A 22,738-nucleotide genomic window follows, 5' to 3' on the forward strand; every position below is an offset into this window, starting at 1 on the left:
TGGGCAGACGGATCGTCATGGCTCAGGGCGCACGGCGGACGTTTCATTGGCGCGTCACACCGACGTCCAAGGAGGACACCATGCTCGACCGTCGCGCACTCCTCGGCCGCGGCGGCGCCGCCATGTTCGGCGCGCTCGCCCTCACCGCCGTCGCCGACGGCACCGCGTTGGCCACGCCCGAAGGCCACACGCCGACCACCCTGCTGCCCGACCCGTCGACCACACCGGTGCCGAACCCGCCCTTCTCGCCCAATCTGACCCGGCAGGAGCGGCAGCACCTCAAGACGTTCGACGAACTCGACTTCGTGGTCTTCACCCAGGCCGACTGGGCCCGCCTCGGCGAGAGCCACGCGCAGAACATTCGCGTGCACTGGCCCGACGGCCACTACACCGACGGCATCGACAAGCACATCGCCGACCTGGCCGCCATGTTCGTCTGGGCCCCGGACACCCGCATCCACAGCCACTTCCTCCGTGTGGCCAAGGACAACCTCACCGCCGTCACGGGCGTCATGCAGGGCACCTTCAGCCGCCCGATGCCCGACGGCAAGGGCGGCTTCATCGCCCCCACCGGCCGCAAGTACTCCATCACCATGGCCACCGTCGGCCTGTGGAACCGTCAGGGCACTATGGACGAAGAGTTCCTGTTCTGGGACAACACGAACTTCTACCAGCAGATCGGCCTTGGCTGACCGCTAGTCTGGCCAGATGGCTCTGGGGGACCTGACGCAAGCTGGCATTCTGAGGGCAGTGGCCGAGTTCGACGAACTCGGCCGGGACGGGTTCCTCCGGAAGTACGGCTTCGGCAAGGCGAAGTCGTACTTCCTGGACGTAGACGAGAAGCTCTACGACGCCAAGGCCATCGCGAGGGTCGCGCTGGATCCCACGGCGGACCTTTCTGACAGCGATGAGACTGTGGCGCAGCGTTTTCTGGCGCTGGGCTTCACGGTGCGGCACTTCCCAGTGCGGCCGTGGACGCGAGAGGAGATCATCCTCGCCTGCGTGATCGTGGCGGCGAACAACTGGCTGCAACCGTCGGGCGGCGAGCGCGACCCACGGGTCATCGAGCTGTCGGAACTGCTTCAGGCTCCGGAGTTTCACCCCGTCGAGGAGCATGGCCCGGACTTTCGCAACGCCAACAGTGTGGCCAGGAAGATGGCGGACATCGCGACCAGCCACCCCGACTACACAGGCAAGCCAACCCGGGGCAACCGACTCGACGCGGTTGTCGCCCAGGAGTTCATCGACAATCCAATGAAAATCCTCGCGGAGGCACGCGCGCTGCGCGCCAAGCTGCTTGGTCTCCGGCCGGAGCAGGTGAAGAACCCGGATCTGGCCGACCGGATCGCGTCGCCGCTGGTGTTCGACATGCCAGTCGAGGCCCATCGAACGAGGACGTTTCCCGTGCGTGGGACCACGAAGCGGAACGCGAACCGGGTCGAGGCGGAGCTGATGAAGCGCTATCGCGAGTGGCGTGCGGCCGACCAGCACAACGTCATAGCCAAGGGAATCCTGCTGCCCGGCGAGACCAGGCCGCTACGCGTCGATCTGTACGACGTGGACCGGTCGGAGCTGATCGAGGCGAAGGGCTCGGTGGATCGGGAGTACGTCCGGCTGGCTCTCGGGCAGGTGCTGGACTACTCGAGGTATGTAGCGCACGAGCACCTCGCCGTGCTACTGCCGACGCTCCCGAAGACCGACCTCGTCGAGCTGCTGTCCAGCCACAACATCCGCTGCATCTACGAGACAGCAGAAGGCGAATTCGCCAGCAACTAGACGAACTGGGTCAAAGACAGGGTGTTGCCGTCGGGGTCGCGGAACCAGGCGATCTGGTCGCCGCCGGGAGTGGTCCACACGCCCAGCGAGTCCTGGGGCATGCCGTCGTAACGGGTGAACTCCACGCCACGCGAGGCGAAGTCGGCGATGGTGGCACGGATGTCGGGCACGGACCAGCCGAGGATGGTGAAGGGCTGGGGAGTCAGGGCCTCGACCTTGGTCACGCGGAGCATGACGGCGCCGACGCGGAAGACGGCGGCGAAGGGGGTGGTCTCGACGTGCTGGAGGCGGAGCACGGAGCCGTAGAAGTCGACGGCGCGAGGCAGGTCGACGGAGGGGGCGAAGGCGATGAGGTCCAAGGAGAGTCACCATCCGGCTCGACGGTCATGACTGAACGACGAGCCGGCAGGTGAGCGCGACTCGGCGGATGGCTCGTCCTGCGTCGGGGGGCGTCCGCAGGACGAGTTCTCCACACGTGCGCGGATCGCCGCGCGATCAGCACGGTACGCAGCCCCGACGGCACTCCGCAGAGTCGTAAGGCCCTAATCCCCCGTTCGGATGGACGGACGGGCCGGGCGGAGCACACAGAACTCGTTCCCGTCGGGGTCGGCGAGCACCGTCCACGGCGAATCGCCCTGCCCGACATCGGCCGGCCCGGCCCCGGCGGCGAGCAGGCGGGAGACGTCGGCGGCGTGGTCGTCGCCGGGCCGCGGCCGGACGTCGAGGTGCACACGGTTCTTGGCCTGCTTGACGGCCGGGCTTTCGATGAATTCGAGCCAGGCGCCGGTCTCGCCCCGCAGCGACGCCCAGTCGGGACCGGATCGGGTCAGCGGACGGCCGGTGGCCTCGGCCCAGAACCGGGCCATGGCAAGGGAATCGTGCGCGGCCACGACGATGGCGGCGACGGGGCCGATGCCGCTGTACTCGTCCCGCTGCTCCAGCACGCAGAACTCGTTGCCCTCGGGATCGGCCAGCACGACCCACGGCACCTCGGGCCCCTGGCCGACGTCGGCCGGCCGGGCGCCCAGATCGAGCAGCCGCGCGACAATGGCGGCCTGGTCCTCGGCCGACTCGCTGGCCAGGTCCAGGTGCACCCGGTTCTGCTCGACCTTGGGCTCGCTGACCGGAACGAAACAGAGGTCGAAGCCGGGCAGGCCGACATCGACCTCGTTCTCGTCCTGGTACGAAATCGGGACGCCGAGCGCGGCCGACCAGAAGCCCGCGAGTGCGAGCGGGTCGGCCGCGTCGACGACCACGTTGTCCAGTCGGGTAGCCATGCCCGGCACGCTACCCAGGAGGACCGACAGAAATCAGACGTTGACCCGGTCGCGCAGCTCCAGCTCGATCTGCTCGAGCGTGCGGCCCTTGGTCTCCGGCACGAACTTCGTCACGAGCAGCACCAGGATGACGCAGACCGCGGCGAAGATCCACGCGGCCCCGGCAAGGCCGAGACCGGTGTACATCACCGGGAACACGAAGGTGATGGTGAACGTCGCCGCCCACAGCACGACACTGGCGGTGCCGGTGCCGATGCCGCGGACCCGCAGCGGGAACACCTCGCCGATCATGACCCAGACCACCGCGCCCCAGCCGAGCTCGTAGCCGGCCAGGAACAGGATGAGCAGCACCAGGGTGATCGGGCCGATGACCCCGGTGTCCTTGATCAGGGTCACGCACAGGCCGAGCACGATCAGCGTGACGGCCATCAGCGCGCCGCCGACCTGCAGCAGCGGCCGCCGGCCCCACTTGTCGACCACGAACATCTCGCCGACCGTGAATAGCACCTTGACGATGCCCAGCACCACGGCGGCCAGCAGCGACGCGGCCGCACCGAAGCCGAGGTTGTTGAACATGATCGGGGCGTAGGTGTTGACCGCGTTGACGCCGGAGAACTGCTGGCCGATGGCCAGGATCAGGGCGACGACCAGCGCCGGCCGGGCCCACTTGGCGGTCAGGTCCTTGAGCGTGCCCTTCTGCTGCTCGCCGTCGAGCCGGATGATCTCCTTGATCTCGTCGAACTCCTGGTCGACGCCCTGGCCCTGCAGCGTGCTGTGCAGCACCGCGCGGGCCTCGTCGGCCCGGCCGTTCTTGAGCAGCCAGCGCGGCGATTCCGGCATCCGCATCATGCCGACGAGCAGGATCACCGCCGGGATGATCGCGGCCGCGATCATGGCCCGCCAGTTGGCCGAGTCGGCCAGGATGTCGTCGACGATGTACGCGATCAGGATGCCGCTGACGATCATGAGCTGGTTCAGCGACGCGAGCATGCCGCGGACCTTGCCCGGGGCCAGCTCGGCCAGGTAGGTCGGCACCGTCGCGGAGGACGAGCCGACCGCGATGCCGACGATGAAGCGGAACGCGACCAGCGTCTCGAAGTTCGGTGCGAAGGTGCAGCCGATGGTGCCGAGCGCGAACACGCTGGCCGCGACCAGGATGGTGCGGCGGCGGCCGAGCGAGTCGGCCAGCTTGATGACCAGCAGCGCGCCGATGATGGCGCCGGCCGCCAGGGCCCCGTTGACGAAGCCCTGCTGGACCGCGCTGAGGTTCCAGATCTTCTTGATGAACAGCAGAACACCTGAGATGACGCCCAGGTCGTAGCCGAACAGGATGCCGCCGAGGGCACCGAAGAAGAACAGGGTTCCTCTGTTGATGTTCCGCCGTGCTGGCAGACCCTCCGTTTGCGTCACGCCAGATCGCCTCGTTTCTCTGCGCCGACCCGTGCCGGAGTCGGTCCGTGCGGAAGACCGCGATCCGGCGGCGGGCGGACCTCGGCATCCACTCAGGATGTGTGACGTAGGTCCTACGTGCGTATTTCGGCCGGCGAAAGCCTTACCGAGGGATTGAGTCACATTTGTGACTGACTTTCAGATAGGTGAACAGCCAGCCCGATCGTCCCCCACTCGGGGGATAAAAGCGCTGCTCCGTGCGCCCGTCACGTCAGGCCGGCGATCGCCGCACGTCCCGTCGGCATGACGGCACCACACATCGCCGGCCAGCACACCGCCCCGGCCCAGCGGCGCGGCCAGGCCACCATCGGCGTCGCCCTGCTCGACCAGGTGCCGCTGTTCCGTGAGGGCCTGTCCACGCTGGTCAACCGCACGCCCGGGTTGCACTGGAGCGGTGCCGCCCGCGACCACCGCGCCGCCGTGCAGCTGCACGAGCGACACCGCCCGGACGTGCTGCTGGTCGACTCGGCCCTCGACCCGCTCGGCCACTTCACCCGCCTGCTGACCGAACAGAACGAGCGCCTGGTGGTGCTGACGGTGCTACGGGACGGCCACTGCACGGCGGAATTCGCCCAGCGAGTGTTCCGCCGGGGCGCCCGCGGCGTGGTGCCACGACAGGCCGAGCCGGCGCAGGTCCTCCAGGCCATCCACCACACGCCGATCAGCCGCCGCTACGTCGACCCGGTGCTGGCCCCGCTGCTCGCGGCAGCCGACGCCGACGCCGGCTCCGCGCCGGCCCTGCTCACCCGACGCGAGTTCGAGGTGCTCCAGCTGATCGCCGACGGCCTGGAGAACCGGGCCGTCGCGTCGGCACTGTTCGTGTCCGTCGAGACGGTCCGAACCCATATCAAGGGGATGCTGCGCAAGCTCGGGGCGCGTGATCGGGCACACGCCGTGGCCATCTCCTACCGAATCGGGTTGCTCGTGGCCGGCACGGACAGGTGAACTAGAGGCCGTGATCTCCCTGGCCTTCGTCATCACCTGCCTGCTGATCATCGTCGCCCCGGGCCCCTCGCTGGCCGTGATGCTGACGCAGTCGCTGCGCTCCGGCCGTGCCGCCGGGCTGGCCACCGTCGCCGGCAACACCATGGGCCTGGTGGTCTGGGCCACCGCGTCGGCGTTCGGGCTGACGGCCCTGGTACGCACGTCTGAGATCGCGTTCGTGGTGCTGAAGGTGGCCGGCGCGGTCTACCTGTGCTGGCTCGGCGTGCAGTCGCTGCTGCGCTCACGGCGTGAGCCGGACCGGCTGGCCGACGCCGACCAGACGGCCAAGCGGAGCCCGCTGGCCTCGCTGCGAGCCGGCTTCACGACCAATGTGACGAACCCCAAGGCGGCTGTGCTCTATCTCGCCCTGCTGCCGCAGTTCCTCCCGCCGGACGGCAACCCGCTGGTCGACACTTTCGTGCTGGCGGCCGTCCAGATGGCGCTGTCGGCGAGCTACTACACCCTCGTGGTGCTGGCGATCGGTCTGGCCCGCCGGGTGCTCAGCCGGCCGCTGGTGCGCCGCTGGATGGACCGCGCCAGCGGGCTGGTGCTGGTCGGTCTGGGTATTCGGATGGTCACGCTCAGCCGCGCCGCGCTCTGAGCCCTCGCCACAACCGGGCGAAGGGCCTTGCCGGTGTTACTGGCAGGTAATATCCTGTTGTTACCGGCTAGTAGGGGAGCAAGGAAGCCATGGGCCACTACAAGAGCAACGTGCGTGACCTGGAGTTCAACCTCTTCGAGGTGTTCAACGTCCAGGAGACTCTCGGCAACGGGCCGTTCGAGCAGGCCGACGAGGACACGGCTCGTGGTGTGCTCAGCGAGCTGAACAACCTGGCCGTCGGGCCGCTGGCGGACTCGTTCGCCGACGCCGACCGCAACCCGCCGGTCTTCGACCCCAAGACGCACTCGGCCACGCTGCCCGAGTCGTTCAAGAAGTCCTACCAGGCGCTGTGGGACGGCGAGTGGTTCCGTCTGTCCCTGCCCAACGAGCTCGGCGGCCTCGGCGTGCCGCCGTCGGTGTCGTGGGCCGCGTTCGAGCTCATCCTCGGCGCCAACCCGGCGCTGTTCATGTACATGGCCGGCCCGAGCTTCGCCTCCGTGGTGCACCGCAACGGCACCGACGAGCAGAAGCACTGGGCCCAGCTGAGCATCGACCGCGGCTGGGGCGCCACCATGGTGCTGACCGAGCCGGACGCCGGCTCCGACGTCGGCGCCGGCCGCACCAAGGCCGTGCTCCAGGAGGACGGCACCTGGCACCTGGACGGCGTGAAGCGCTTCATCACGTCCGGCGACCAGGACATGACCGAGAACATCATGCACCTGGTGCTGGCCCGCCCCGAGGGCCCCGGCATCGAGGCCAAGGCCGGCACCAAGGGCCTGAGCCTGTTCCTGGTGCCCAAGTTCCACTTCGACAGCCAGACCGGCGAGCTGGGCGAGCGCAACGGCGCCTTCGTGACCAACGTCGAGCACAAGATGGGCCTCAAGGTCTCCACCACGTGCGAGCTCACCTTCGGCCAGCACGGCGTGCCGGCCAAGGGCTGGCTGCTGGGTGAGGTGCACGACGGCATCGCCCAGATGTTCCAGGTCATCGAGTACGCCCGGATGATGGTCGGCACCAAGGCCATCGCCACGCTGTCCACCGGTTACCTGAACGCGCTGGCCTACGCCAAGGAGCGGGTGCAGAGCGCCGACCTGACCCAGATGACCGACAAGAACGCGCCGCGGGTGACCATCACCCACCACCCGGACGTGCGCCGCAGCCTGATGCTGCAGAAGGCGTACGCCGAGGGCCTGCGCGCGGTCTACCTGTACACGGCGACGTTCCAGGACCAGATCCAGGCCGGCACCGGCGACGTCAAGCTGGCCGAGAAGATCAACGACCTGCTGCTGCCGATCGTCAAGGGCGTCGGTTCCGAGCGGGCCTACGAGCAGCTCGCGCAGTCGCTGCAGACGCTGGGCGGCTCCGGCTTCCTGCAGGACTACCCGATCGAGCAGTACATCCGCGACTCCAAGATCGACAGCCTGTACGAGGGCACCACCGCCATCCAGTCCCTTGACTTCTTCTTCCGCAAGATCATCCGGGACAAGGGCCAGGCGCTGGGCTTCATCAACAACGAGATCCAGAAGTTCCTCGACAACGAGGGCGGCAACGGCCGGCTCAAGGAGGAGCGGGCCGCGCTGGCCCAGGGTCTGCAGGACCTCCAGGGCATTCTCGGCACGATGATCGGCTTCCTCACCTCGTCCCAGGACGACGTGCGCAACGTCTACAAGGTCGGCCAGAACACCGTGCGGCTGCTGCTGTCCGCCGGCGACGTGCTCGTCGGCTGGCTGCTGCTGCGCCAGGCCGAGGTCGCCCTGGCCGCGCTGGCCGGCACCCCGTCGGCCAAGGACAAGGCCTTCTACGAGGGCAAGGTCGCGGTGGCGTCGTTCTTCGCGAAGAACGTCCTGCCGGAGCTGACCGCGCGCCGCAAGATCGCCGAGACCACCGACAACTCGCTGATGGACGTGGACGAGTCCGCGTTCTGAGCCGTACTCACGAAAAGGGCCCCTCCGCTTTGCGGAGGGGCCCTTTTCGTTTCGGCAATCTCGCGCGGATTGTCAGGGGGTCGTGCCAGTATCTGCGTCGTCCGGAACTCAGGGGGTAGCAGTGCTCTACTTCGACGGCGCCGTGGGTGTCGCGGTCTTCTGTCTGTGGATCTTCTGTCTGGTCGACGTGATCGTCACGGACGAGTCGGTGTGCCGGCATCTGCCCAAGGTGCTGTGGCTGCTGGTCGTACTGCTGCTGCCGTTGGTCGGGTCGATCCTGTGGCTGGCGGTGGGCAAGCCCCGGTTCGGGACGTACCCGGCGCGGAGCCGGTCGCGGTTCCCGGAGTACGACCGGCCGGGCCGACACGTGGCGGCGAACCCGGACGACGACGCGGAGTTCCTGCGGCGCTGCCGTGAGCGTGCCGAAGAGCAGCGGCGTAAGGCCAAGGGCGAGGACAGCTAGAGGTACAGCCCGGTGCCCTGATCGGTCTGCTCGGTGGCCACGGCGTGGATGTCCCGCTCGCGCATGACGGTGTAGGTCTGGGCCTGCACCTCGACCTCAAGCTGGTCCTCCGGGTTGAACAGCACCCGGTCGCCGACCTTGACGTTGCGCACGTGCCCGCCGACGCCCAGCACGTCGCCCCAGGCGAGCCGCTTGGCGACCTGGGCGGTGGCCGGAATGACGATGCCGCCGCTGCTGCGGCGCTCACCGTCCTCCGGCGAGATCTTCACCAGCACCCGGTCGTGCAGCATCTGGATCTGGAGCTTCGACTCTGCCACGGGCCGATTCTACGTCGCCTGGTCGTCGACCCCGCCCATGACCAGCGCCAGCCGGCTCGGACCCTGCTCGGCGACGCGCACCGGCACACCCCAGTCCTGCCGGGTCAGTCGGCAGACCGGGTGTTCGACGCCGGGGCCGTCGTCACAGCTGGCCGCCTGCGCGACGACGTGCAGGACGCCCTCGGTGAAGCCGCTGGCGATGGTCAACTTCCTTGTCAGATCGGTGGATTCGCCCGCGCCGGCGCTGATCAGCTCCGGCGGTGAGGACGTGATCTCCAGGCGGGTGGAGGGTCCATAGCGGTCGTCGAGCTTCTGTCCCGGCGGCGGCGTGAACACCACCGTCAGTTCGAGTTCGCCGACGCCGATGTCCGAGGGCGGGCGGCGGACCTGATGTGCGTCGCCAGCGACCAGCCGGGCCGACACACCCGGCGGCACGGGGCGCTCAAGCCGGTGCGCCGCCGAGGCGACGACCACTAGTTCACCGTCCACAATGGCCGCGCCGGACGGCTCTGGGACGTCGGTGGCCAATGTGGACACTTCTCCGGTTTCCGGCTCGTAGCGCCGAATCGCCGAGTTGTAGGTGTCGGCGATCGCCACGCTGCCGTCGGGCAGCACCGCTACGCCGAGCGGATGTTGCAGCAGGGCCTGGTCGGCTGCGCCGTCACGGTGCCCGAAGTCGAAAAGTCCTTGTCCCACCGCGGTGTGCACCTCGAAGTTGTGGTCGATCCACCGCAGCGCCGAGGTTTCCGAGTCCGCCAGCCACAGCTTGTCCCCGTCGGCGGCCAGACCGGACGTCTGCGCGAAGAACGCCTCGAGCGCCGGGCCGTCCTTCAGGCCCTCCACCGTCGTACCGGCGAAGCGGCTGACCGTCCTGGCGATCGGATCGAACCGGCTCAACGTGTGATTCCCTGACATGGCAACGACAACGCCGTTAGCCGGTGCCCACCAGGCCACATCCCACGGGCTCGTCAGGTCGATCTCGTCCGCCGGGCCGTCCGTGTCACCCATGCGCCACTGCTCACCCGTGCCGGCGATTGTCGTGACGTTGCCCGTGCTCAGTTCGATGCCGCGCAGCAGGTGGTTCACCGTGTCCGCCACCACCACGTCGTAGCCGACCTGCGCCGCGATTTCCGTGGGCAGCAAGGCAATTCCGGCCGGCTCTGCGAACGTCGCCCGATCCGGTCCGCCGTCCCGCCGGCCACGCTCACCCGTGCCGATGCGCCTGATGACCGTCTCGCCGTCGGCCGCCAACTCCACCACGCTGTGATGGGCCGAATCCGTCACCAGCAACGTGTTCCGGTCCGTCACCGCGACCTTGGCCGGGAACCTCAGCTCGGTGTTTTGCTGCTGCGGCGGCACATACGGCCCGTCCCCGCGGCGCAGCGTCCCCTTCGCCTCGTGCTCGTCGATCAGCTCCGCGATGATCCGCCGCAGCGCCTCGACGTGTCCTTCGCCCGCCGCCACGTGCACCACGTAGCCCTCCGGGTCGACCAGGACCAGCGTCGGCCAGGCCTTCACCGCGTAGTTCTGCCAGGTCGTCAGGTTCGGGTCGTCCAGCACCGGGTGGTGCACCTCGTACCGCTCCACCGCCGCCTTCAGCGCGTCCGGGTCCGCCTCGTGCACGAACTTCGGCGAGTGCACCCCGATCGTCACCAGCACGTCCGCGAACTCCGCCTCCAACGGCCGCAGTTCGTCCAGCACGTGCAGGCAGTTGATGCAGCAGAACGTCCAGAAGTCCAGCAACGTGATCCGCCCACGCAGCTCCGCCAGCGTGACGGCCTTGTCCCCGGTGTTCAACCACCCGCGCCCCACCAGTTCAGGAGCACGGACCCGGGCACGACGCTTCGCAGTGGTCACATCCTGAGTCAACACCAGCCCGGGACTGCGGTGTTCCACAGTCCAGACTCTGGACCGGCGTCAGCTCCTGACCGAGTGCGGGCCGAGGATTTCGACGCCGTAGGCGGCTACTCGGCGTTGGAGGCCGCGGTCGGCGGTGACGACGTAGATGGGGCGGCCGGAGGTGGACTGCTCGGCGACGAGTTCGACGATCGCGTCGTCGCCGGAGTGGGGGGCGACATGCACCTGGACGGTGGGGGAGCTGGTCACGGTGCGGGCCTTGCCCTCGACGACGAGGATCACATCGATGGGGGAGCCGGTCTGGGGGAGACCGGTGGCCGACAACCCGGAGATGGAATCACGGAGCCGGGTGGTGGCGCCGGCGCGATCACGCCACCAGCCGTCGGGGACGGAGCCGACGACGTTGGCGGCGTCGATGACAAGCAGCGGCATGGACACGGGCAACAAGGTACAACGTAAAAAGGCCCGATGCGGGTCGAGGAGCGTGTTATCGCTCTACTCGACCCGCATCGGGCAAATTTTGTCCGGCGGCGTCCTACTCTCCCACACCCTCACGAGTGCAGTACCATCGGCGCTGGAGGGCTTAGCTTCCGGGTTCGGAATGGGACCGGGCGTTTCCCCTCCGCTAACACCACCGAAACACTATGAAGATAACCCACAAGCCATGACCCACAAGACCTACCGGCCCCAGGTCATGCCTGATTGGTTCCCTCAGAACCACACAGTGGATGCGAAGCGTCTTTGTAGACAAGCCCTCGGCCTATTAGTACCAGTCAACTCCACCCATTACTGAGCTTCCATCTCTGGCCTATCAACCCCATCGTCTATAGGAGGCCTTACCCTCTCAAGGAGGTAGGAGATCTCATCTTGGAACAAGCTTCCCGCTTAGATGCTTTCAGCGGTTATCTCTCCCGAACGTAGCCAACCAGCCATGCCCCTGGCGGGACAACTGGCACACCAGAGGTCCGTCCATCCCGGTCCTCTCGTACTAGGGACAGCCTTCCTCAAATCTCCAACGCGCACGGCGGATAGGGACCGAACTGTCTCACGACGTTCTAAACCCAGCTCGCGTACCGCTTTAATGGGCGAACAGCCCAACCCTTGGGACCTACTCCAGCCCCAGGATGCGACGAGCCGACATCGAGGTGCCAAACCATGCCGTCGATATGGACTCTTGGGCAAGATCAGCCTGTTATCCCCGGGGTACCTTTTATCCGTTGAGCGACCACGCTTCCACAAGCCATGGCCGGATCACTAGTTCCGACTTTCGTCCCTGCTCGACCCGTCAGTCTCACAGTCAAGCCCCCTTGTGCACTTGCACTCAACACCTGATTGCCAACCAGGCTGAGGGAACCTTTGAGCGCCTCCGTTACCCTTTGGGAGGCAACCGCCCCAGTTAAACTACCCACCAGGCACTGTCCCTGAACCGGATCACGGTCCGAGGTTAGACACCCAGAACGACCAGAGTGGTATTTCAACGACGACTCCACCAGCACTGGCGTGCCAGCTTCACAGTCTCCCACCTATCCTACACAAGCCGAACCGAGCACCAATACCAAGCTATAGTAAAGGTCCCGGGGTCTTTCCGTCCTGCCGCGCGTAACGAGCATCTTTACTCGTAATGCAATTTCACCGGGCCTGTGGTTGAGACAGTCGAGAAGTCGTTACGCCATTCGTGCAGGTCGGAACTTACCCGACAAGGAATTTCGCTACCTTAGGATGGTTATAGTTACCACCGCCGTTTACTGGCGCTTAAGTTCTCAGCTTCGCCCCGAAGGACTAACCGGTCCCCTTAACGTTCCAGCACCGGGCAGGCGTCAGTCCATATACATCGTCTTACGACTTCGCATGGACCTGTGTTTTTAGTAAACAGTCGCTTCTCGCTGCTCTCTGCGGCCGAAAAACCCTAGCCCGCAAGGGGCTTCAAGTCCCTCGGCCCCCCTTCTCCCGAAGTTACGGGGGCATTTTGCCGAGTTCCTTAACCACAGTTCACCCGAACGCCTCGGTATTCTCTACCTGACCACCTGTGTCGGTTTGGGGTACGGGCCGCATAAACACTCGCTAGAGGCTTTTCTCGACAGCATAGGATCACTCTACTTCGCCTCAATCGGCTACGCATCACGTCTCAGCCTTAACGTCAGGACGGATTTGCCTACCCTGACAGCCTACACGCTTACACCAGTATTACCACTGACTGGCGGAGCTACCTTCCTGCGTCACCCCATCGCTTGACTACTACTAGATCGGATCCCGCGCAATTATTGCTTCCTCCGAAGATTCCACAACTCTCGGGCGGTTAGCATCACTAGCCTCACCATGGACGCGTTTACACGGGTACGGGAATATCAACCCGTTGTCCATCGACTACGCCTGTCGGCCTCGCCTTAGGTCCCGACTTACCCTGGGCGGATTAGCCTGGCCCAGGAACCCTTGGTCATCCGGCGGACGAGTTTCTCACTCGTCATTCGCTACTCATGCCTGCATTCTCACTCGTGTAGTGTCCACGGCTAGGTTCCCCTGCCGCTTCATCCCCCACACGACGCTCCCCTACCCATCCACACGACTGCACACGCTCCAAAGAACGCGCGGATCAATGCGTGAATGACACAGCTTCGGCGGTGTGCTTAAGCCCCGCTACATTGTCGGCGCAGGACCACTTGACCAGTGAGCTATTACGCACTCTTTAAAGGGTGGCTGCTTCTAAGCCAACCTCCTGGTTGTCTGGGCGACCCCACATCCTTTCCCACTTAGCACACACTTTGGGGCCTTAGCTGGTGTTCTGGGCTGTTTCCCTCTCGACTACGAACCTTATCGCCCGCAGTCTCACTGCCGCGCTCTCACGTAATGGTATTCGGAGTTTGGTTGACTTCAGTAAGCTTGTAGGCCCCCTAGGCCATCCAGTGCTCTACCCCCACCACGAAACACGCGACGCTGCACCTAAATGCATTTCGGGGAGAACCAGCTATCACGGAGTTTGATTGGCCTTTCACCCCTAACCACAGCTCATCCCCCAGGTTTTCAACCCTGGTGGGTTCGGGCCTCCACACGGTCTTACCCGCGCTTCACCCTGGCCATGGCTAGATCACTCCGCTTCGGGTCTAGAGCACGCGACTAAAACGCCCTATTCGGACTCGCTTTCGCTACGGCTACCCCACACAGGTTAACCTCGCCACGTACCACTAACTCGCAGGCTCATTCTTCAAAAGGCACGCCATCACCCCTGCAAAGGAGGCTCTGACGGATTGTAAGCACACGGTTTCAGGTACTCTTTCACTCCCCTCCCGGGGTACTTTTCATCTTTCCCTCACGGTACTAGTCCGCTATCGGTCACCAGGGAGTATTTAGGCTTAGCGGGTGGTCCCGCCAGATTCACAGCAAATTCCACGAGCTCGCTGCTACTTGGGAATATTGTAAGGAAGACAGCATGTTTTCGCGTACGGGACTATCACCCTCTACGGTCCAGTTTCCCAAACTGATTCCACTAACACACTGTTTTCTGACTCCCCGCCTGGTCAGCAGCCCAGACAAACAACATCCCACGACCCCACAAACGCAACCCCTGCCAGGTATCACACGTCCATGGTTTAGCCTCATCCGCTTTCGCTCGCCACTACTCACGGAATCACGGTTGTTTTCTCTTCCTGTGGGTACTGAGATGTTTCACTTCCCCACGTTCCCTCCACACGCCCTATATATTCAGGCGCGGGTGACCCCACATGACTGAGGCCGGGTTTCCCCATTCGGACACCCTCGGATCACAGCTCGGTTGGCAGCTCCCCGAGGCTTTTCGCAGCCTCCTACGTCCTTCATCGGCTCCTGGTGCCAAGACATCCACCGTGTGCTCTTCATAACTTGCCACAAAGATGCTCGCATCCACTGTGTAGTTCTCAAAGAACAACCAGGAAGAACGACCCACCACTGAGACACCTCTTCCGCGCGCTCCGCGCGGCCGGTTTGATCTCGGAGTCGAACCCTGCGGTTGAGTAACACCAAACCGCGTGTTCCCTCAGGACCCAACAGCGTACTGACAACCCCAACCTCACCGTCCACACCCCGTTCCACGCCCTTACGAGCAGTACTAGGAGATGCAAACCGCAGGTCCTGTTGCTTCTAGCCAGTATCCACATCTATGAGCAACCACCCCACGAACATTCGCCGTGGTAGGCGGTCCTCCGCTCGACCCTAGAGCCGGCGTTGGGTGCTCCTTAGAAAGGAGGTGATCCAGCCGCACCTTCCGGTACGGCTACCTTGTTACGACTTCGTCCCAATCGCCAGTCCCACCTTCGACAGCTCCCTCCCTTACGGGTTGGGCCACCGGCTTCGGGTGTTACCGACTTTCGTGACGTGACGGGCGGTGTGTACAAGGCCCGGGAACGTATTCACCGCAGCGTTGCTGATCTGCGATTACTAGCGACTCCGACTTCACGGGGTCGAGTTGCAGACCCCGATCCGAACTGAGACCGGCTTTATGGGATTCGCTCCACCTCACGGCTTAGCAGCCCTTTGTACCGGCCATTGTAGCATGTGTGAAGCCCTGGACATAAGGGGCATGATGACTTGACGTCATCCCCACCTTCCTCCGAGTTGACCCCGGCAGTCTCCCATGAGTCCCCGCCATTACGCGCTGGCAACATGGAACGAGGGTTGCGCTCGTTGCGGGACTTAACCCAACATCTCACGACACGAGCTGACGACAGCCATGCACCACCTGTACACCGGCCACAAGGGGGCCAATATCTCTACTGGTTTCCAGTGCATGTCAAGCCCAGGTAAGGTTCTTCGCGTTGCATCGAATTAATCCACATGCTCCGCCGCTTGTGCGGGCCCCCGTCAATTCCTTTGAGTTTTAGCCTTGCGGCCGTACTCCCCAGGCGGGGAACTTAATGCGTTAGCTACGGCACGGAGGACGTGGAAGCCCCCCACACCTAGTTCCCACCGTTTACGGCGTGGACTACCAGGGTATCTAATCCTGTTCGCTCCCCACGCTTTCGCTCCTCAGCGTCAGTATCGGCCCAGAGACCCGCCTTCGCCACCGGTGTTCCTCCTGATATCTGCGCATTTCACCGCTACACCAGGAATTCCAGTCTCCCCTACCGAACTCAAGTCTGCCCGTATCGACTGCAAGCCCACAGTTAAGCTGTAGGTTTTCACAGTCGACGCGACAAACCGCCTACGAGCTCTTTACGCCCAATAATTCCGGACAACGCTCGCACCCTACGTATTACCGCGGCTGCTGGCACGTAGTTAGCCGGTGCTTCTTCTGCAGGTACCGTCACTTGCGCTTCGTCCCTGCTGAAAGAGGTTTACAACCCGAAGGCCGTCATCCCTCACGCGGCGTCGCTGCGTCAGGCTTTCGCCCATTGCGCAATATTCCCCACTGCTGCCTCCCGTAGGAGTCTGGGCCGTGTCTCAGTCCCAGTGTGGCCGGTCGCCCTCTCAGGCCGGCTACCCGTCGTCGCCTTGGTAGGCCACTACCCCACCAACAAGCTGATAGGCCGCGGGCCCATCCTGCACCGCCGGAACTTTCCACCCTCCACCATGCGGTAGAGGGTCATATCCGGTATTAGACCCAGTTTCCCGGGCTTATCCCAGAGTGCAGGGCAGGTTGCCCACGTGTTACTCACCCGTTCGCCGCTCGTGTACCCCGAAGGGCCTTACCGCTCGACTTGCATGTGTTAAGCACGCCGCCAGCGTTCGTCCTGAGCCAGGATCAAACTCTCCAATAAGGTTTTGTTTGATCGAGACTAGTACAAACTGGCATTTTCAATCCAGTTTTAACCATCTCAAAGGAACCCACTAAGGGGTTATTCATTCAAGTACTGGCTATTACAGTACGCTGTTGAGTTCTCAAAGAACACACGCACACCGTCACTTGGCTCATTCAGGCCGCGTTCAGGGGCTTTGGTGTTTCGTTCGCTTGTGTTTGAAGCTTATCCGGTCCGGATTCTCCCTGTCAAATCGGCTTGTTCTTGCCGATTTCCTGGGGTTCGTCCCGGGCGTCGTTGACTCTACCAGACTTTCTCAGTGGCTTTGTCTTCGACCCGCTGGCGTCCGTTTCCGTCCTGCCCTGCGGTACGTGGAGAACATTAGCAGCCGATCCAAGGCGTCTCCAAATCGGCCCCCTTCCGGTGCGGCCCATGATCCATCCGCGCTGGTCAGGGCGTTGCGAGCGGCCGGTGAACACCCCGGAAACCAGCCCTGAACTCGACCACTATGACCGGCGTCACAGCGGTTCATCGGAGTGCGGCGAACACCGATCCGCCGACAACAACGCCGAGAAGCGTGCCGACAAGAACCTGCTTCACGGTGTGGTCGCGCAGCTCCACCCGCGACCAACAGACGATCGCCACCGCGACGAAGGACGTCAGCCAGGCAAGACCGAGCGAGAGCGTCGCGATGACGGCGGCGCCGCTGGCGACAGCCGCATGCGCGGACACCTTCCACCAGTGGGTGACGGCCATCGTGACGACGAGCGAGGCGAACATCGACGCCACGAGCGCGAGCATTTCCCGCGGTGCGCCGGCGAGCGCGAGGACGGCGAGACCGACGAGCACGGAGCCGAGCCCGATCAGCAACGGGATCCGGCGTTGTTCGCGCACGCCCACGTGGTGATCGGTCAGCCGGCCGCGGCGGACGCCGATGAGGATCGCGCCGAACGGCAGGATGCTGGCGAACAGCGCGGTGATCAGTCCCCAGAGCAGGCCGGCGCCGAGAGAGGCGCCGGCGTGCAGGCCGACGAGGAACGAGATGGCGACGACCACCACCGCCGGCGCGAACACCTCGGTGGCGGTGCGGGCGGCCAGTCGGCGGAACGAGCGAGTTGATGCGGTCACTCGCCGAGTATGGGAAACCCCGCAGTGCTGCCAGGTCGGGGGTCCGACAGCACTGCGGGGTCATTCGGCTCATCGCTGCCGTCACGGAGCGCGTTACAGCGGACCGGCGGTGTGACCTGAGTCACTTTCGGGTGAACCGTCGAGGCCCGGTGCGGAGGAGTCGCATCGGGAGGTGATGCCGGTCGGCGCGGGCCCTGCATCCCGCGCCGACCGGCGATGGCTCGCAGCTGGGAGGGCACGCCCGGGTCGAAGCGGGCGCGGCTGCGTTGGCCGGTCGGAGAAAGTCGGGGTCAGCGCAGGCCCTGCAGATGCGCCTGGGCGAGCAGCATGAGCTCCTGGCGCATGGCGGGCGTGGCGGCAGCGTCGATCGCCTTGCTCACGGCCCGACGAGTACGAGCCTCGGCGCGACGGACGCGGAACTTAGCGGCGATGTTCATGGGGTTTGCATCCCTCTCAAGGTCTGGCTTCTGGTGCGGTAGTACCAGTATGCACCCGTGCGACCTCGTAAACCACCACTTTGTCCGGTGAGGTGCGGCACATGCCGACGAATCGTCGGCGTCTACCCTGTCGCTACCCCACGTTCATCCGGTGATGCACCCCTGTACGCCGAACGAGCTACTCCTCGCGACCGAGCAGGAACCGCCCGAAGTGCGGCACGGTGAACGCGATCCGCCCGCGCTCGGCCGAGTAGACGAGGCCCTTCTTGATCAGGTTGTCCCGCGCCGGCGACAGCGAGGACGGCTTCTTCCCCAGGTAGACGGCCACATCCGTGGTGCCGACGGGCTCGTCGCGCCCCTCGGTCAGGTCGGCCATCGCGCGCAGGTACTCGCGCTCGGCCGGCGTCGCGCGCTCATACCGTGAGCCGAAGAAGCCGACCGCCAGCTCCGCCTCGGCCTCGGGCGCGGCCATGGCCACGTCCTGCGGGGTGATCGGATCCGCCGGCGCCGCGTCCCACGCCGCTTTGGCGTACGCCTGCACGAAGTACGGGTAGCCGCTGGAGGCGTCGAACAGCGCGTCCAGCGCCATCGGGCTGATCTCCGCGCCCTCACGGGCGACCGGCGCGAGCACGGCGTGGTCGGCGTCCTCCCGGTCGAGCTGGCCGATCAGCACGTACCGGAACAGCCGCTCGGAGTAGGACTTGCTGGCCGACAGCAGCGCGGGCAGGTGCGGCAGGCCGGCGCCGACCACGACCAGCGGCGCGCCGGACTGGGAGAGCTCGTGGCAGGCGGCGCACAGCGCGGAGATGTCATCCGGCTGCACGTCCTGCATCTCGTCGATGAACAGCGCCACCCCGCTGCCGACGTCCTTGGCCAGCTCGGCGACGTCGGTGAACAGCTCGACCAGGTCGATCTCGATGTCGCCGGAGTCGGCTCGGCCTTGCGCGGCCGGCACGTCGATGCCCGGCTGCCAGCGTTCCCGCAGCTTGGTGCCGTCGGGATTGGCGCGCAGCGCGAACGCCTTGAGCACGCCGAGCACCGTTTCCACCCGTTCGGGGTCGCGGTGCCGCACGGCCAGATCGCGGATCGCCCGGTGCAGCGCGGCGGACAGCGGCCGTCGCAGCTCGGCGTCCGGCCGGGCCTCGATCTTGCCGGCGCCCCAGCCACGTTTGACGGCCATCGAGCGCAGCTCGCCGAGCAGCACGGTCTTGCCGACACCGCGCAGGCCGGTGAGCACGAGGCTGCGTTCGGGCCGGCCGCGAGCCACCCGTTCCAGCACCACGTCGAAGGCCGCGAGCTCGCGGTCCCGGCCGGCCAGCTCGGGCGGGCGCTGCCCGGCGCCGGGGGCGAACGGGTTGCGCACCGGATCCATCATCGGACCGTATCGGCGCGTCTAGCGCTGGCTCAATACACCGGAAGACGCCACTAGCGGTTGCGATCTTGATGGTACTTGCGATTTGATAAGTGCGGACGAAGCGACAAGTGGAGGGGAGTGGGATGGACTCCCACCCGGCGCAGCGCCTGGACGACGTGGTCCACCAGCGGGTGCGGCTGGGCATTCTGACCGTGCTCAGCGCCGAGCCGCGGGTGGCCTTCACGACCCTGCGCGACCAGCTCGGCCAGCCGGACAGCGGCCTGAGCCGGCACCTGCGCGTGCTGGAGGACGCCCGACTGGTGGACACCGACAAGGTGATCGAGGACCGCAAACCGCGGACCTGGATCTCGATCACCGAGGCCGGCCGGGTGGCGCTGCGCGACGAGCTGGCCGCGTTGCGCTCGATGATGACCGCCATCGAGACCGGCGGCGCGGACCCGCTCGCGTTCGCCGCCCTGCTGGGCGACGAGCCGGGGGAGCGCGACCGGGAGCGGGCCGACCTGGTGATCACGGAGGTGCCCGACGGCTTCCGGATGAGCCGGGAATCCGCGGTGGACAGCAACTACCGGCTGGTGTCCATGCCGGCCGCGGACTGGGGCCACCACCGCAGCCAGGCGCTGGCCCTGCGCAGCCACGGCCTGCTCGGCGGCCACTTCCGCAGCTTCGCCTCGGCCACCGCCAACGCGCACGTGATGCTGGTGGAGCTGGGCAACGAGGAAGGGCCGATCGCCATCCTGCGCGCGCTCGCGCCGTCCACTTTCCGGATCGAGGGCATGGACCCGCACCGCGGCTTTCTGCTGGACCGCGAGGGCGGCGGCAAGCTCGGAATCTGCTGGCTCGCGGCCGATCGCCACCTGGCCTGCGTGTCGATGACCGGTGATGAGGAGGTGATCAGGGAGCTGCTGCCCCACTTCGCGCGGGGTCAACGGGCCAAGCTCACACGTTAGGAGCGCGTCAAAACCGCTGTACGGCAGGCAAAATCGGTCGCACAGTGCGCTCGTGACGACAACTGCGACCCGACCGGTCCGCCTGTCCCGGGACGACCAGCGGCATCGGCTGACCGCCGTGACCGGCATGGCCGGGCTCGGTCTGGACGCCATCGCGTCGGTGGCCTACGGGCCGGAGGCGATCGTGCTGGTGCTGGCCGCGGCCGGTTCCGCCGGTCTCGGCTGGACGCTGCCGGTGACGCTGGCGATCGTGGTGTTGCTGGGCGTGCTGATCGCCTGCTACCGCCAGGTCATCCAGGCGTTCCCGGACGGCGGCGGCGCCTACACCGTGGCCACCCGCTACCTGGGTCGCCGGGCCGGCTTGGTCGCCGGGGCTTCGCTGGTGGTCGACTACGTGCTCAACGTCGCCGTGTCGGTCGCGGCCGGCGTGGCCGCGCTGACCTCGGCCTTCCCGGCGCTGTTGCCGTGGACGACCGAGCTGTGCGTGCTGGTGCTGGTGATCGTCACCGGCGTGAACCTGCGCGGCATCGTGGTCGGCGCGAAGGCGTTCGCCTTGCCGGCGGCCGTTTTTGTCGCCTCGGTGTTGGTGGTGATCGTGGTCGGGCTGTTCCGGCCGGAGGCCACCACGCCGGCGTCGCCGTCGACGACGGTCGGCGGGGTGGGCGCGTTGCTGGTGCTGGCCGCGTTCGGCAACGGGTGTTCGGCGCTGACCGGCGTGGAAGCCATCGCCAACGCCACACCGTCGTTCCGGACCCCGCGACGCCTGCGGGCCCGGCGCGCAGAGGCCGGGCTGGGCCTGGTGCTCGGCGTGCTGCTGATCGGGCTGGCCGTGCTGATCCAGCGGTTCGACGTGCGTCCGGTGGCCGGCCGCACGATCCTGTCGCTGGTCAGCGAGGGCTCGGTCGGTGAGGGCTGGCTGTACGTGGTGATCCAGTTGTCCACGGTGCTGCTGCTGGCGTTGGCCGCGAACACCTCGTTCGGCGGGCTGCCGGTGCTGGCCGCGAAGCTCGCGCGCGACGACTACCTGCCGCACGTGTTCGGGCTGCGGGCCGACCGGCTCGTGCACCGGCACGGCGTGCTGGTGCTGGCCGTGCTGGCCGGCGCGTTGCTGATCGGCACCGAAGGCCGGGTCGACGTGCTGGTGCCGTTGTTCGCCATCGGTGTCTTCGTCGGCTTCGCGTTGGCGCAGATCGGCATGGTCCGGCACTGGCGGGCCGAGCGTGGCCGGGGCTGGGTGCCCAAGGCCGTGCTGAACGGGTTCGGCGCGGTGCTGACCATTGCCGCGCTGATCGACGTCACCGCGTCCAAGTTCCTCGAGGGCGCCTGGCTGGTCGTGCTGGTGATCCCGATCTTCGTGGTGCTGTTCGGCATCGTGCGTCGGGCCTACGCCCGGATCGGCCGCGACATCGGCGTCGGCACCCTGCCGGCGCGGCCGCGGCGGACGTCCTCGGTCGTGGTGGTGCCGGTGGTCGCGATCACCAAGCTGACCGCGGAGTGCCTGTCGACCGCGCTGTCGATGGGCGACCGGGTGGTGGCCGTGCACGTGTCGTTCGACGACGAGCAGGAGAAAGCCCGGCGGTTCCAGGCCGACTGGCAGGAGTGGCGGCCCGAGGTGCCGCTGGTGCTGCTCGACTCGAAGCACCGGGTGCTCGGGCCGCCGGTCGCCCGCTACGTGAAGTCGCTGTCCGATGAGCACGTGGTGGTGCTGATCGGGGAGATCGAGCCGGCCGCGCTGTGGGAGCGCATGCTGCGCAACCGTCGTGGCGCGGTGGTGGCGCGCTGCGTCGGGCGCAACACCTCGGCTGTCGTGTGCCGGCTGCGCTTCCGTCTGAGCTTCTCTAACGGTGTCTAGCGCTTGGGCAATACTTGCTTAGATTGATTTAGCCGACGCGTGACGAGGACCAGCGGGACCAGTAGCCACCAGGCGTAGTTGGCCTGCCCCGGGTGTCCGGTGATCGCGACGACGGCCCACACGGCGAAGACCGCGCTGGCCGAGATCGGCTGGAGGTACCAGCCGAGGCGCGGGAAGCGGCCGGGTTTCGGCGTGATGTCGCCGTTGCGCTGGGAGACCGCGATGATCAGCGACTGGATCAGGAACACCGCGATCACGTTGCCGGCGTAGATCGCGTAGGACAGCGCTTCGTCGCCGTGCTTGGCCAGTAGGGAGGACGGGAACGGCAGCAGCGCGACCAGGGCCAGCAGCACCATGTTCAGCGACATGATCCGCGCGCGCCGTACGCGCAGCTCGCGGAACAGCCGGTGGTGGGCCAGCCACAGCACGCCGATCACGAGGTAGCTGATCAGGTAGCCGGCGATGGCCGGCTCAAGGCCGGCCATCGCCCGCAGGAAGTCCTCGCCATGCGCCTCGTCGGGGATCCTGATGTCCAGGACCAGCAGGGTCAGCGCGATGGCGAACACGCCGTCCGAGAGCGCGAGCACGCGCCCAAGGTCGACCTCGCCGCCGGTGTCCTTCTCGTCCTCGTCGCCCTCGGTCACG

General features: G+C 66.1%; 17 protein-coding genes and 3 rRNA genes. 8 read left to right on the forward strand and 12 right to left on the reverse strand.

Translation table 11 applies throughout. The features are described from left to right. Positions 1 to 80: 80 nt before the first annotated feature. Together M3Q35_RS33235 and M3Q35_RS33240 are read left to right on the forward strand one after the other, a co-directional pair. Positions 81 to 692 carry an ester cyclase gene (locus M3Q35_RS33235; protein WP_273936485.1) on the forward strand — a complete coding sequence of 204 codons (612 nt, stop codon included), beginning with the start codon at positions 81 to 83 and terminating at the stop codon, positions 690 to 692. A gap of 16 nt (positions 693 to 708) precedes the next feature. After that, positions 709 to 1,776: a ScoMcrA-related endonuclease gene (locus M3Q35_RS33240; protein WP_476408941.1), complete on the forward strand. Its 1,068-nt coding sequence runs from the start codon at positions 709 to 711 to the stop codon at positions 1,774 to 1,776. Here the strand turns inward: M3Q35_RS33240 and M3Q35_RS33245 are convergent. The 3 genes from M3Q35_RS33245 to M3Q35_RS33255 form a co-directional block, all read right to left on the reverse strand. Beyond that, the gene (locus M3Q35_RS33245; protein WP_273936487.1) at positions 1,773 to 2,135 is read right to left on the reverse strand and encodes a VOC family protein; all 363 of its coding nucleotides are present in this window, start codon (positions 2,133 to 2,135) and stop codon (positions 1,773 to 1,775) included. The genes M3Q35_RS33240 and M3Q35_RS33245 overlap by 4 nt on opposite strands. A 183-nt stretch (positions 2,136 to 2,318) precedes the next feature. After that, positions 2,319 to 3,053, reverse strand: a complete 735-nt coding sequence (locus M3Q35_RS33250; protein WP_273936489.1) for a VOC family protein — start codon at positions 3,051 to 3,053, stop codon at positions 2,319 to 2,321. Positions 3,054 to 3,086: 33 nt separating this feature from the next. Then, positions 3,087 to 4,463 carry a sugar porter family MFS transporter gene (locus M3Q35_RS33255; RefSeq protein ID WP_273936490.1) on the reverse strand — a complete coding sequence of 459 codons (1,377 nt, stop codon included), beginning with the start codon at positions 4,461 to 4,463 and terminating at the stop codon, positions 3,087 to 3,089. Between the two features lie 282 nt (positions 4,464 to 4,745). Between M3Q35_RS33255 and M3Q35_RS33260 the strand changes: the two genes are divergently transcribed. The 4 genes from M3Q35_RS33260 to M3Q35_RS33275 all read left to right on the forward strand — a co-directional run bounded on the left by M3Q35_RS33260 (position 4,746) and on the right by M3Q35_RS33275 (position 8,475). Then, entirely contained in the window at positions 4,746 to 5,447 is a 702-nt protein-coding gene (locus tag M3Q35_RS33260) for a response regulator transcription factor (RefSeq protein WP_273936491.1), read from the forward strand. A 10-nt stretch (positions 5,448 to 5,457) separates the two neighbouring features. Continuing rightward, positions 5,458 to 6,087 carry a LysE family translocator gene (locus M3Q35_RS33265; protein ID WP_273936492.1) on the forward strand — a complete coding sequence of 210 codons (630 nt, stop codon included), beginning with the start codon at positions 5,458 to 5,460 and terminating at the stop codon, positions 6,085 to 6,087. An 89-nt stretch (positions 6,088 to 6,176) separates the two neighbouring features. Then, positions 6,177 to 8,012: an acyl-CoA dehydrogenase gene (locus tag M3Q35_RS33270; protein WP_273936493.1), complete on the forward strand. Its 1,836-nt coding sequence runs from the start codon at positions 6,177 to 6,179 to the stop codon at positions 8,010 to 8,012. A 121-nt stretch (positions 8,013 to 8,133) separates the two neighbouring features. Then, positions 8,134 to 8,475, forward strand: a complete 342-nt coding sequence (locus M3Q35_RS33275; RefSeq protein WP_273936494.1) for a PLDc N-terminal domain-containing protein — start codon at positions 8,134 to 8,136, stop codon at positions 8,473 to 8,475. Here M3Q35_RS33275 and M3Q35_RS33280 read toward each other — a convergent pair. The 8 genes from M3Q35_RS33280 to M3Q35_RS33315 form a co-directional block, all read right to left on the reverse strand. Next, positions 8,472 to 8,765 (reverse strand): GroES family chaperonin, encoded by a 294-nt coding sequence (locus M3Q35_RS33280; RefSeq protein ID WP_379794261.1) that lies wholly within the window; start codon positions 8,763 to 8,765, stop codon positions 8,472 to 8,474. The two genes, M3Q35_RS33275 and M3Q35_RS33280, sit on opposite strands and share 4 nt — an antisense overlap. Before the next feature lie 36 nt (positions 8,766 to 8,801). Next, complete coding sequence (locus M3Q35_RS33285; protein WP_379794236.1) at positions 8,802 to 10,649, reverse strand: NHL domain-containing thioredoxin family protein; 1,848 nt, start codon at positions 10,647 to 10,649, stop codon at positions 8,802 to 8,804. A gap of 60 nt (positions 10,650 to 10,709) precedes the next feature. Next, positions 10,710 to 11,081, reverse strand: coding sequence for a PIN domain-containing protein (locus M3Q35_RS33290; RefSeq protein ID WP_273944555.1), 372 nt, complete (start codon positions 11,079 to 11,081; stop codon positions 10,710 to 10,712). A gap of 90 nt (positions 11,082 to 11,171) precedes the next feature. Beyond that, positions 11,172 to 11,288 (reverse strand): 5S ribosomal RNA (rrf, locus tag M3Q35_RS33295). Between the two features lie 104 nt (positions 11,289 to 11,392). Beyond that, a 23S ribosomal RNA gene (locus M3Q35_RS33300) occupies positions 11,393 to 14,507 on the reverse strand. A gap of 351 nt (positions 14,508 to 14,858) precedes the next feature. Beyond that, positions 14,859 to 16,375, reverse strand: a 16S ribosomal RNA gene (locus M3Q35_RS33305). Together the 16S, 23S and 5S rRNA genes form the textbook arrangement of a ribosomal RNA operon. A 507-nt stretch (positions 16,376 to 16,882) precedes the next feature. Next, entirely contained in the window at positions 16,883 to 17,482 is a 600-nt protein-coding gene (locus tag M3Q35_RS33310; RefSeq protein WP_273936496.1) for a phosphatase PAP2 family protein, read from the reverse strand. A 615-nt stretch (positions 17,483 to 18,097) separates the two neighbouring features. Further along, complete coding sequence (locus tag M3Q35_RS33315; protein ID WP_273936497.1) at positions 18,098 to 19,291, reverse strand: AAA family ATPase; 1,194 nt, start codon at positions 19,289 to 19,291, stop codon at positions 18,098 to 18,100. 125 nt (positions 19,292 to 19,416) lie between these two features. On the opposite strand from M3Q35_RS33315, the gene M3Q35_RS33320 reads away from it, so the two are divergent. Then, positions 19,417 to 20,241 carry a transcriptional regulator gene (locus tag M3Q35_RS33320; RefSeq protein ID WP_273936498.1) on the forward strand — a complete coding sequence of 275 codons (825 nt, stop codon included), beginning with the start codon at positions 19,417 to 19,419 and terminating at the stop codon, positions 20,239 to 20,241. A 52-nt stretch (positions 20,242 to 20,293) separates the two neighbouring features. Further along, positions 20,294 to 22,093, forward strand: coding sequence for an APC family permease (locus M3Q35_RS33325; RefSeq protein ID WP_273936499.1), 1,800 nt, complete (start codon positions 20,294 to 20,296; stop codon positions 22,091 to 22,093). Here the strand turns inward: M3Q35_RS33325 and M3Q35_RS33330 are convergent. Further along, positions 22,090 to 22,737, reverse strand: a complete 648-nt coding sequence (locus M3Q35_RS33330) for a TMEM175 family protein (RefSeq protein ID WP_273936500.1) — start codon at positions 22,735 to 22,737, stop codon at positions 22,090 to 22,092. The genes M3Q35_RS33325 and M3Q35_RS33330 overlap by 4 nt on opposite strands. Position 22,738 lies beyond the last annotated feature (1 nt).

It is taken from the genome of Kutzneria chonburiensis (assembly GCF_028622115.1).
In the GTDB taxonomy this organism is placed as follows: domain Bacteria; phylum Actinomycetota; class Actinomycetes; order Mycobacteriales; family Pseudonocardiaceae; genus Kutzneria; species Kutzneria chonburiensis.

Coding starts and splice junctions, on each gene's coding strand:
- M3Q35_RS33235 (WP_273936485.1), top strand. CDS start 81: ATGCTCGACCGTCGCGCACTCCTCGGCCGCGGCGGCGCCGCCATGTTC.
- M3Q35_RS33240 (WP_476408941.1), top strand. CDS start 709: ATGGCTCTGGGGGACCTGACGCAAGCTGGCATTCTGAGGGCAGTGGCC.
- M3Q35_RS33250 (WP_273936489.1), bottom strand. CDS start 3,053: ATGGCTACCCGACTGGACAACGTGGTCGTCGACGCGGCCGACCCGCTC.
- M3Q35_RS33260 (WP_273936491.1), top strand. CDS start 4,746: ATGACGGCACCACACATCGCCGGCCAGCACACCGCCCCGGCCCAGCGG.
- M3Q35_RS33270 (WP_273936493.1), top strand. CDS start 6,177: ATGGGCCACTACAAGAGCAACGTGCGTGACCTGGAGTTCAACCTCTTC.
- M3Q35_RS33280 (WP_379794261.1), bottom strand. CDS start 8,765: ATGCTGCACGACCGGGTGCTGGTGAAGATCTCGCCGGAGGACGGTGAG.
- M3Q35_RS33290 (WP_273944555.1), bottom strand. CDS start 11,081: ATGCCGCTGCTTGTCATCGACGCCGCCAACGTCGTCGGCTCCGTCCCC.
- M3Q35_RS33315 (WP_273936497.1), bottom strand. CDS start 19,291: ATGGATCCGGTGCGCAACCCGTTCGCCCCCGGCGCCGGGCAGCGCCCG.
- M3Q35_RS33320 (WP_273936498.1), top strand. CDS start 19,417: ATGGACTCCCACCCGGCGCAGCGCCTGGACGACGTGGTCCACCAGCGG.